Below are 10435 nucleotides of genomic sequence, written 5' to 3'. Positions count from 1 at the left end.
GAATGAAGGATGAAGAATGAAGGATGAAGAATGAAGGATGAAGAATGAAGGATGAAGAATGAAGGATGAAGAATGAAGGATGAAGAATGAAGGATTTGTGGCTATGGGCTGGAGGCTATTGGTTATTGGAATCAAGGATGAAGGATGAAGCTAAGAACAGAGAACAGAGATGTACTGGTTCATGAGGTTAACCATGGCTTGATTCCCTCACCCCAACCCCTCGCCCGTCGAACGGGCGAGGGGGAATCACGAAACCAGTACTCCCCTCGCCCGCGTTCAGTGGGAGAGGGGCTGGGGGTGAGGGCATGCCACGCGTTGCCCATAGCCAAAAGCCTCCAGCCAATAGCCAATAGCCAATAGCCAATAGCCAAATTCGGCTTTTGATTTTTGCCTTCTGAATTTTGCCTTTGCTTCTGCCTTTTGACCTTTCAGCTTGCTTTCATTGCGGCTGATCCATTTAGCTTTATAATGGAACTACGTTTTGGTTACAGGAGAGCGGTCGCATGCAGCGTTTCTTGAAATCAGTAGCTGGGTTAATCGCGGTTGGCTTGATCATCTATGGCATGGTGCCGTGGTCGCTCGAAGAGCATTGGCTACCATGTTTGTGGGCTGCCACAATTCTTGGTGGTTTTGCGATTTGGCCGATTCGCACCCAACGTGCCACCGGAATTTATACTGCAACCCAAAACTTAGCCTTGTTTATGATCATTGGCTTTACGATGTTGACGCTGCAATTGCTGCGCACTCAGGTTATTCGTGCCGATGAAATTTATAATCGGGTGGTGGCTGAGGACGATGGCAATGTTACCAGCAATATTCGGCTTGTGCGTAGCACCAACCGAATTAAGCGCGGCGCAATTTTCGATTCACAAGGCGTAACCATGGCCGAAAATGTGATCGTTTCGGATAATCGCTCGTATCGCACCTATCCAATCGCCAATCAATACGATATGCGCGCGTTTGGCCATACCTTGGGCTACGTTAGCAGCATCTATGGCTTGTATGGCTTGGAAAGTAGCTATAACGAATATTTGGCTGGTGGCAAGGGCAATAGCTGGCAAAATTTGCAAAATCAGCTGTTTAGCCGCCCCCGCGAAGGTAATAATGTGCAGCTCACCATCAACGCCCAACTGCAAGATCGCGCCTTCAAGGCGCTCGATGGTCGGGTTGGCTCGGTCGTGGTAATGGATGTTAAAACTGGCGCAATTCGGGCTATGGTTAGCACGCCTAGCTTTGATCCATCGCAATTGACCTTGCGGCTTGATGCAGAAGATTATGCTGCTGAAAGCGATCGGGTGGTTAATTATTGGAACTCATTGATTAGCGATGAATCGCGGCCCTTGGTGTTTCGCTCGACCCAAGGCCAATATCCACCAGGCTCGATCTTCAAAACGGTCACAGCAATTGGGGTTTTGAATAATCCTGATGTTGGCAAGCCTGAGGAAATTACCTGTCCCAACGAATTATTCCCACAAGAGGGCGTGAGCGTGCCAGTGGTCAACGCAGTTGATGACGAAGCTGGCTATATTGCCCAGAAATTTGGCCAAAAGTTTGGGCTTGATGGCGTGTATGCCTTCTCGTGCAATACCGCATTTGCCCAATATGGCATTCGCTTACAAAGCGAGGGCCGTAATTTGCTTGAAGATCAAGCGCGGCGTTTTCATATTTACCCGTCCGATGAATTGCCCGATACTGGCGATTTGACCGACTTGCCATCAGCGCCAAGCCAACTGTATGGCGGCGAAGACGGCGACGATTGGTGGAGCCAACCAGTGGCGGTTGCTGATACTGCCTATGGCCAAGGTCGCTTGTTGGTTACGCCGCTTGAAATGGCGATGATGACCCAATCGATTGGTAACAACGGCGATATGATGAAGCCCTACTTGGTTGAGCGTGTGACCACGCCCCAAGGCGGCGAGTTGTATCAAGCCCGCCCGCGCAAAATCGGCGATCCAATGAGTGTCGAAGTGTCGCAGCGGATTCGGGTTTCGATGAAAGCTGTTGTTGAACAAGGCTGGTCGGGCGCAACCGTGGCAGGTGTGCCAGGCTATAGCGTTGGCGGCAAATCGGGCACTGCCGAAAATCCGCTGGGCGCACCGCACGCTTGGTTTATCTCGTTGGCTCCGCTCGACGACCCCAAATATGCGGTGGCGGTGATGGTTGAGAATGGTGGCGAAGGTACCAGTGTTGGTGGCTCGTTGGCGGGCATTGTCATGACCGCAGCATTGGAAATCAATCCGTAAGCGTTTTTTGAAGGATTTTTCATGGCTATCAATCAAGATCGGTTGCTCGATACGTTTTTTACTTTGGTTCGAATCGATAATCCATCTGGTGGCGAAGCCGCCATGGCCGCGCATTTGATCGAGCGCTGCCAAGCACTGGGCTTAAGTTGCGAGCAAGATGCAATTGGCAATGTGATTGCCCGTTTGGCCGGGGCTGGCGCTCCGTTGTTGCTGAACGCCCACATGGATAGCGTCGCGCCATGTCATGGCAAAGAGCCAGTTTTGCGCGATGGCAATATTTATAGCGCTGGCGATACGGTGCTTGGAGCCGATGATTTGGCTGGCGTAACCGCCTTTTTAGAAGGTGTTCAAGCAGTGATTGAATCGGGCAAGCAGCATCGTGCTATCGAATTAGTCTTTACGGTGCAAGAAGAAACTGGCTTAAATGGTGCTCGTGCCCTTGATTATAGCAAGCTGCAAGCGAAACAAGGCTTGGCCTTTGATTTAAATGGCGATGTTGGCGCGATCTGTATTGGTTCGCCAGCCCACGATTCATTTACCGCCACGATCACTGGGGTTTCGGCCCACGCTGGGGTTGCCCCCGAAAAAGGCATTAGCGCGATTGAAGTGGCATCGCATGCGATTGCCGCCATGCCGTTGGGCCGACTCGATGACGAAACGACCGCCAATATTGGTTCGATTCAGGGCGGCAAAGCCAACAACATCGTGCCTGATGTGGTGGTAGTCAAAGGCGAAGCCCGTTCGCGCAACCAAGCCAAGCTCGATGCTCAATGGCAAACGATGCGCAACGCCTTGGAGCAAGCAGCAGCTAAATTTGGCGCAACTGTTGAGATTGAACATAAGCAACATTATGGCCCAAGCGTGCTAGCCCCCGATGCTGCCATTGTGCAATTGCTCAATCAAGCAATTCGGGCGATTGGGCTTGAGCCATCGTTGGTGGTCACAGGCGGTGGCAGCGATGTCAGCATTATCAGCAACAACGGCATCGAAACTGCCAACTTGGCGATTGGCTACGAAAATATTCACTCAGTCGATGAGTTTATTCCGGTTGTGCAATTGCAACGGGCGGCTCAAATCGTTGAACAAATGCTCTTGATGATCTAAATCGATCGTTTTTCAGTAAGCCGCTGTGCTGCTTGCGGGCAGTTTACGGCGGCTTACGCTTCATTTAGGGGTGGTTATGCGTTATCGTTGGTTGCTTTTGCTAATCGTCTTGCTCGCTGGTTGTACGCCCCAATTGCCTTGGGCGGCCACCCCGACTGTGCCACCAACATTAACCGCAACCACGGCTCCTGTAGCGTTGGCAACCGCAACCCTTGCTCCCAGCCCAACCACATTGCCAACGCTTGATCCAACCTCAACGCCTGACGTTACGCCAATAACGCCAACTCCCGCGCCAACGATGACCGCCGATCAGCGGCTGACCTTGTTCAACGATGTTTGGCAAACCGTAAACGAGCATTATCTGTATCCCGATTTTAACGGCGTGGATTGGGCCGCTGTGCGCAGCGAAATTGAGCCGCAAGTACAAGCAGCGCCCGATGATGAAACGCTGTATACGATTCTTGAAGGTATGGTTGGCAAGCTCAACGATCAACATTCGCGCTTTGCCCGCCCAGTCGAGGCAGTGCAGGAAGATGCGGTTGCCAATGGCACCGATAGCTATGTTGGCATTGGCGTGCTGACCATTCACGAAGAAAGCGCGGCCTTTATCACGTTGGTTTTCCCCGATAGCCCAGCCCAAGCAGCTGGCTTGATGCGCGGTGATCGGATTACCGCTGTCGAAGGCCAGCCCTTTACCAGTTCCGACCAAATTCGCGGCCCCGATGGCAGTCAAGTACGCTTGACGGTGCAAACGCCGCAATCCGACCCGCGTGAGTTGGTGGTTACGCGCAAGCCTGTGATCGGCAAAATTACGCCAGCAGGCCGCCGTTTGCCCAACGCCCCAACCGTCGGCTATTTGCTGATTCCAAGCTTATGGGCCGACGATATGCATACCCAAGTGGAGAGCGAACTACGCAAATTGCTGGCTAACGATCAGCCCCTCGAAGGCCTGATTTTGGATCTACGATCCAATGGTGGCGGCTGGCGGAGCGTGCTTGAAGGCATTTTGGGCCAATTTGTTAGCGGCGAGGTTGGCAATTTCTACAGTCAAGATAATTTGTATCCATTAACGATTAAGCCTGGCGCGTTGTACGAGCAGTTGCGCGACGTGCCGCTGGCCGTGTTGATCGATAAAGATAGCGCTTCGTATGCTGAAGTTCTGGCTGGAACACTGCAATTTAATGGCGCATTGGTGCTTGGCCAAGCCAGCCAAGGCAATACCGAAACAATTTTTCAATATAATTTTGATGATGGCTCGCGCTTGTGGGTGGCGCAAGAGGGCTTTAAATTGCCAGATGGGCGCAATTTTGAAACCAGCGGCGTGCAACCCAACATTGTGATTGACGAAGATTGGACTAAATACACAATTCCCAATGATCCGGCTATTTTGCAAGCGATTGTGTCATTTAGCGAGCGCTAGCTTTAAACAGCAGTGGCGCTAACAACGCCAAAATTGCAATTGCTACGATTGGCTCGAAGGGCGGCCATGTTACTTTGGGGTAAATTTTATACACCATGGCAATGCCTGAACGGCGAGCGAGCCAAAAGCCAACTGGCGCTAGCGCTGCCAAAAGCGTGATGATTGTTGCTTGGCGGGTCCACTGTTCGCGGCGATAACTGCTGCGTACAATCAGCCGATTGGCTTGCCACCAATAACTCAGCATGGCAAGCAAACCGAGCGCCAAGCCCAGCCAACCAAGCATTGCTGCCGCGCTGCCAGTGCGATAGAAAAATAAAGCCCAAACTCCAGCACAGACGAGCAGTACCCCCGCCAAACCCAGCCATGTCCAGCGCGCCGCGATTTTGCCGCGCTGGGTGCGACCAAAACCACGGGCTTCCATCGCCTCGGCCAAGGTCAGCGATTGCTCCAAACCGCCGCTGAGCAAGGGCACGAACAAGGGCAGGGCATCGCGCCACGAACGAAAGCGATGGCCGCGCAACCGTTGGGCATCACGAATAGCCCGCAACCGCAGCAACGTTTGAGGAATAAAAGCCAAGCCAATCGTCAGCACCAAGCCCAGTTGAAAAAAGCCTTGCGGCGTGCGGCGCAACAGCCGATAGTGATTGACGCAGGCGTTGAAGGTGCCAACCACCAGCAACAATGTCCACAAACGCAGCCCGCGCACAGCTCCGCTGGCTAATTGTTCGGCGGTAATTAGCCCGCCCAGTTGAATGCCGCCAAGCAATTGCGGCAAGCGCCAACTTGGCAATTCAAACAACACAGTTTGGCCACGCAGTATGCTCGCGGTAATGACGCTAAACAGCAGATTAAAGCCAAACAGCACGCCGCCAAGTTGCAACATCACCCGCACAACTGCTTGAAATGGGCTATCCAAGGCACAATGTTGCCAAATAACCAAGGTTACTGCGCCAATCAACCCCAAATACAATGGCTGATCGGTTTGGCTGATGCAGGCTAATGCTGCAATTAGCCAAACAACCCATGCCAAGCTATGGCCGCCTTCCCATGGTCGGGCAATGCGGCGCTGGCGTTGGCTGGCTTGGCTCGACCATTCCTTGCTGGCGGTTGTTGGCTCGACTTGGTTGAGTGCTTCACGAGCACGGCCAGTTGCTGGTTGATAAACGTCGCTGCTCATCGTTTGCTTTGGCGCTTCCAGATGCCAGCACTCGCCAAGGCCAACAAAATCACCCCAAAAATAAGATAGTTGGTGGTGTTTGAGCCGCTGCTGCTTGGCTCAGGGCTGGGCGTGCTAACCACGCTGTTGGTCGCAGTTGGTGCGCTGGTTGCGCTTACAGTTGCGGTTGCTTGCTCGGTTGGGGCAATGGTTGGGCTAGCAACGCTGGTTGGATTGGCAACATTGGTTGCGCTTGGCTCTGCTTGGGTTGCTAATGGTGCAGTTGCGGCGCTAGTTGGGCTGAGTGTGATCGTTGGACTGTCCGCAACTAGCGTTGGAGCGACTGTATTGGCGGCTGGAATTGCCGTTGGCTCGTTGGTAGCTGTTGCTGGAATTTCCGTTGCTGGAACTACGGTTGCGACTGGTGCTGCTTGGGCAGCGCAAACCTCGCCCCAACTAATAATTGGTGGTGTCGAGCCACGTTCGACGCTGCCGCCACCCCAAGCCCAGCCTTCGACTGCGCCATCGCGCACTTTGGACGAGCCAGCACCGAGCTTGGAATATTGCCACACGCCGTCGATCAAATGGCTATAGGCCCAGTAGGTGCAATCGCCGCCTTGGCATTTGCAGGCACACGATTCATTGGGGTAATCGCAGCCCACGCTATCAATCGAGCAAACCATTGCGCCCATTGACGAGCCTTCGGCTACCACATTAAAACCTGCTGCCAGCAAGGCATCGTAGCCGCTGATCGATTCTTGATCGAAGCCAACGCAACGAGCATCGACCGCACCAGAGGCATATTGCACCACCACCGCAGCATGATATTGATGCCCATCACCTTGGGCGGCAATCGATTGAGCCAAATTGCCAAGCAACAGCATGGCCATGGCAACTATTACTACCAGCAAACGACGCATGAGATTTGCTTCCTATTTCGTAATTGTTTGCGAACCCCTCACCCCAACCCCTCTCCCGTGGCGCGGGGGAGGGGCTTAACATGGTGGATTTCGCATGATTCGTCGGAAATCCACGGGTGCTCCCCCTCGCCCGCGCTTTCGTGGGAGAGGGGGTTGGGGGTGAGGGAACGCTCCACCGCCGACCAATTGCTCAAAACCTACCCTTGTAAGGAGGAGGCTGGGGGTGAGGGAATAAATCTTAGCCGATTCGGCGCAAGCCCAAACCAGCCACAATACACACTAACCCCAAGCCAACCACAACTGGCCACAATGGCAAGGCTGGTGCGCTAGTATCAGGCAAGGTGATTGGGGTGTTTGGCTTCGGCGTAGCGGTTGCAACTGGCGTGCTTGGCATTGGTGTGTTTGGCACGGCGGTTGGTTGCGGTGCAGTTGCCAACACACTCAATGGATAGGTCACAAAGAACAAGGCTGGCGTAGCTTGGTAGGTCGCAAAAGCATTGTCGTCTGGGGTTGCTGCATCGTAGCGGAACGCGCCACTTGCATTTTGCAAGCTCAACAAAGCGCTCAATGGGTTGCCAGTGGCGGTGGCCCAAGGGGCAGCGGTTGGGTTGCCGCCACTGGCAATAATTGCTTGAATTACCAAGGCGGTTGAGTTGGCATCGGTGGCGCTGCCATAGCTTGAATTTTTGGCGTATGGAAAGCCGCCATCGCTATTTTGCTGGGTTTGCAAGTAGGCCACTGCTTTGCTAACGCTTTCGCTCTTGCCTTGACCAACTGCGACCAAGGCTTGGATGACCAAGGCCGTAGTGTTGGTATCGCCAGCACCGGCACTGGTATCGCCGCTGAACGACCACGAACCGTCGGCGATTTGCACTGCTGCTACGGTGTTGAGCGCTTTGTTTTCAACTGGCGCACCAGCTGCGTTCAAAGCCAACAAAGCCAAGGCGTGGGTGGTTACATCGCCACCATACATGCCGCTATCAGCTTTGTAGCTGCCAGTGACGGCGGCTACCAAATCGACTCCGCCAACTGAGCGGGGATTGTAGCCCAGCAACAATTCGGCCAACACAAACTTGGCGGCAACCCCAGGCTTGGCGGCGATGGCGCTGGCGTTCTTTTCGACAAAGCTTTGAACGTTGGTATCAACTTTCAAGCCGCTGGCCTTCAAGGCATAGACTGCATCGGCGGTTTCGCCCAAGCCAAAGCCAGGAAAACTACCATCGGCCTGCGCTTGTGAAACGATCCAAGCTGCTGCTTTTGCGCCTTCGGTTGGGGCTTGAGCCGCAGCGGGAAGCGCCACAAACACGGCCATTAATACCAATAACCAGCGATGGATAGCTGCTCGTCGGAGCATAGCGATCTCCTTAATCAAAAAAACCTTAGCCAAGTTGGCTAAGGAACAGATAACAACGCGTTGGTTGTGCTTGTGCCAACGCAAGCCAACCCAGAAATCAACTACTCAATGGGTATTCGGGCTTCGCCAAAGGCTTACCGTAGCGTGGACTGCACCGGATTTGCACCGGATTTCCCCCAACTGTTTGCACAACATTTGAATAGCAATTTATGATTGATTGTGCTGATCGTACCATAGGCCAGTACGCCCCGTCAAAATTGGCGATCATGGGCGATTGTCCCCCTTTGTCCCCCCGCAATGTTGATCGATTGTCATGAGGATGCATGGTACAATAGCGGCTGTCTGATTGACATGACAGCTAAAATTATCAATCCACCAGAGGAATTGCAATGGAAACTTCAACCTTTACTACCAAAGTCGGCTTGGCCCAAATGCTCAAGGGCGGCGTGATTATGGATGTGGTTACGCCTGACCAAGCTAAAATTGCTGAAGAAGCTGGCGCAGTTGCCGTGATGGCGCTCGAACGGGTTCCAGCCGATATTCGTAAAGATGGCGGCGTTTCGCGCATGAGCGATCCCGAAATGATCCAAGGGATTATTGAAGCAGTAACCATTCCGGTGATGGCAAAATCGCGGATTGGCCACTTTGTTGAAGCGCAAATCCTCGAAGCAATTGGGGTTGATTACATCGACGAGAGCGAAGTGCTTACGCCTGCTGATGAAGAAAATCATACCAACAAGCATAATTTTAAAGTGCCATTCGTCTGTGGCGCACGCAATTTGGGCGAAGCGCTGCGCCGCATCACCGAAGGCGCAGCCATGATTCGCACCAAGGGCGAAGCTGGCACGGGCAACGTGGTTGAAGCTGTGCGTCACGCGCGCACAATGTTTGCCGAAATTCGCCGCTTGCAAACCCTCGATCCCGATGAGTTGTTTGTAGCAGCCAAAAACTTGCAAGCTCCCTACGAATTGGTCAAGCAAATTGCTGAATTAGGCCGCTTGCCAGTCGTCAATTTTGCTGCTGGCGGCATTGCCACCCCAGCCGATGCTGCCTTGATGATGCAATTGGGCGTTGATGGCGTGTTCGTTGGCTCAGGTATTTTCAAATCGGGCAACCCAGCCAAGCGCGCCAAGGCAATCGTTGAAGCCACCACCCACTTCCGCGATGCCAAAATGTTGGCTGAAATTAGCCGCAACTTGGGCGAAGCCATGGTCGGCATCAATATCGATACGATTCCGGCCAACGAGTTGCTGGCCCAACGCGGTTGGTAATTTCCCGAAGGATGAGGGATGAATTATGAAGGATGAACATTCACCTTCATAATTGCAAGGATGAATTACGAACTATGAAAGTTGGATAATTCCTATTTCATACTTCATAATTCATCCTTTTTTTATCCTTCATCCCTCATAATTCAGACTTAAAAAGAGGTTTTTATGCCTGTTGGAGTTTTGGCGCTGCAAGGCGCGTTTATTGAGCATGAGCAGATCTTGCAAGGGTTGGGGGTTGAAACGGTGCAAGTACGCTTGCCTGAACAACTGGCCCAAGTCGAGCGCTTGATTATTCCTGGTGGCGAGAGCACAACGATTGGCAAATTGTTGGTACGCTTCGATTTGCTAGAGCCAATTCAGCAACGAGCCAGCGAAGGTATGCCAATTTGGGGCACATGCGCAGGCATGATTTTGCTGGCCAAGGAAATTGCCGAAGGTCGGGCTGAAGGCCAGCCAGCGCTTGGCTTGATGGATATTACGGCGCGTCGCAATGCTTTTGGCCGCCAAGTTAATAGTTTTGAAACCAACTTGAACGTGCCAGCCCTCGGCGAAGAACCGTTTCACGCAGTTTTTATTCGCGCCCCGCAGATCGATAATGTTGGCGCTGAGGTCGAAACCCTCGCCAGCCTAGAGGATGGCCGCATCGTGGCGGCACGCCAAGCCAAACTCTTAGCCACCGCCTTTCACCCTGAATTAACTGGCGATGCCCGTTTTCATGAATTGTTTTTGGGCTTGTAATTCGATCCCTCACCCCCCAGCCCCCTCTCCCACTGAACGCGGGCGAGGGGGAGCAGCGGTTTTACCAACGAATTGCGCAAGAACCACGGCATGAAAGCCCCTCGCCCGCGCCACGGGAGAGGGGGCTGGGGTGAGCTTTCAAGGGTAGGTAGTTAACACGGGTGACCATGGTTCCGGATAAAACCGTCCCACGAGAAGTGGCTGGTGGGTCAGGAGGTGGGTGATGATC

8 protein-coding genes and 1 riboswitch are annotated in these 10435 nt (G+C 53.2%); of the genes, 5 read left to right on the top strand and 3 right to left on the bottom strand.

The features are described 5' to 3' along the window. Window positions 1–503 precede the first annotated feature (503 nt). From JOD20_RS25915 to JOD20_RS25905, 3 genes are all read left to right on the top strand, one after another. Entirely contained in the window at window positions 504–2243 is a 1740-nt protein-coding gene (locus JOD20_RS25915; protein WP_204758067.1) for a peptidoglycan D,D-transpeptidase FtsI family protein, read from the top strand. Between the two features lie 21 nt (window positions 2244–2264). Beyond that, window positions 2265–3347: a M20/M25/M40 family metallo-hydrolase gene (locus JOD20_RS25910; RefSeq protein ID WP_204758066.1), complete on the top strand. Its 1083-nt coding sequence runs from the start codon at window positions 2265–2267 to the stop codon at window positions 3345–3347. Between the two features lie 76 nt (window positions 3348–3423). Beyond that, window positions 3424–4767: a S41 family peptidase gene (locus JOD20_RS25905; RefSeq protein ID WP_204758065.1), complete on the top strand. Its 1344-nt coding sequence runs from the start codon at window positions 3424–3426 to the stop codon at window positions 4765–4767. Here the strand turns inward: JOD20_RS25905 and JOD20_RS25900 are convergent. From JOD20_RS25900 to JOD20_RS25890, 3 genes are all read right to left on the bottom strand, one after another. Then, window positions 4754–5944 carry an energy-coupling factor transporter transmembrane component T family protein gene (locus JOD20_RS25900; protein WP_204758064.1) on the bottom strand — a complete coding sequence of 397 codons (1191 nt, stop codon included), beginning with the start codon at window positions 5942–5944 and terminating at the stop codon, window positions 4754–4756. The two genes, JOD20_RS25905 and JOD20_RS25900, sit on opposite strands and share 14 nt — an antisense overlap. Further along, entirely contained in the window at window positions 5941–6843 is a 903-nt protein-coding gene (locus tag JOD20_RS25895) for a ribonuclease E domain-containing protein (protein WP_204758063.1), read from the bottom strand. The genes JOD20_RS25900 and JOD20_RS25895 overlap by 4 nt, the downstream gene beginning before the upstream one ends. Window positions 6844–7081: 238 nt before the next feature. Next, window positions 7082–8197: a prenyltransferase/squalene oxidase repeat-containing protein gene (locus JOD20_RS25890; protein ID WP_204758062.1), complete on the bottom strand. Its 1116-nt coding sequence runs from the start codon at window positions 8195–8197 to the stop codon at window positions 7082–7084. A 93-nt stretch (window positions 8198–8290) separates the two neighbouring features. Next, window positions 8291–8409, bottom strand: a riboswitch (cobalamin riboswitch). A gap of 177 nt (window positions 8410–8586) precedes the next feature. Between JOD20_RS25890 and pdxS the strand changes: the two genes are divergently transcribed. Together pdxS and pdxT are read left to right on the top strand one after the other, a co-directional pair. After that, window positions 8587–9468 carry a pyridoxal 5'-phosphate synthase lyase subunit PdxS gene (pdxS, locus tag JOD20_RS25885; protein WP_204758061.1) on the top strand — a complete coding sequence of 294 codons (882 nt, stop codon included), beginning with the start codon at window positions 8587–8589 and terminating at the stop codon, window positions 9466–9468. Window positions 9469–9633: 165 nt separating this feature from the next. After that, entirely contained in the window at window positions 9634–10206 is a 573-nt protein-coding gene (gene pdxT, locus JOD20_RS25880) for a pyridoxal 5'-phosphate synthase glutaminase subunit PdxT (RefSeq protein WP_204758060.1), read from the top strand. The last annotated feature ends 229 nt before the right edge of the window (window positions 10207–10435 follow it).

It is taken from the genome of Herpetosiphon giganteus (assembly GCF_016907925.1).
Classification (GTDB): Bacteria; Chloroflexota; Chloroflexia; order Chloroflexales; family Herpetosiphonaceae; genus Herpetosiphon; species Herpetosiphon giganteus.
Note: the sequence above shows the minus strand (reverse complement) of the source record. Positions and strands in the feature narration are given on the sequence as shown.

Bases quoted from the DNA above. Each gene is read 5' to 3' on its own strand.
- JOD20_RS25915 (WP_204758067.1), top strand. From the start codon at position 504: ATGCAGCGTTTCTTGAAATCAGTAGCTGGGTTAATCGCGGTTGGCTTG.
- JOD20_RS25910 (WP_204758066.1), top strand. From the start codon at position 2,265: ATGGCTATCAATCAAGATCGGTTGCTCGATACGTTTTTTACTTTGGTT.
- JOD20_RS25905 (WP_204758065.1), top strand. From the start codon at position 3,424: ATGCGTTATCGTTGGTTGCTTTTGCTAATCGTCTTGCTCGCTGGTTGT.
- JOD20_RS25900 (WP_204758064.1), bottom strand. From the start codon at position 5,944: ATGAGCAGCGACGTTTATCAACCAGCAACTGGCCGTGCTCGTGAAGCA.
- JOD20_RS25895 (WP_204758063.1), bottom strand. From the start codon at position 6,843: ATGCGTCGTTTGCTGGTAGTAATAGTTGCCATGGCCATGCTGTTGCTT.
- JOD20_RS25890 (WP_204758062.1), bottom strand. From the start codon at position 8,197: ATGCTCCGACGAGCAGCTATCCATCGCTGGTTATTGGTATTAATGGCC.
- pdxS (WP_204758061.1), top strand. From the start codon at position 8,587: ATGGAAACTTCAACCTTTACTACCAAAGTCGGCTTGGCCCAAATGCTC.
- pdxT (WP_204758060.1), top strand. From the start codon at position 9,634: ATGCCTGTTGGAGTTTTGGCGCTGCAAGGCGCGTTTATTGAGCATGAG.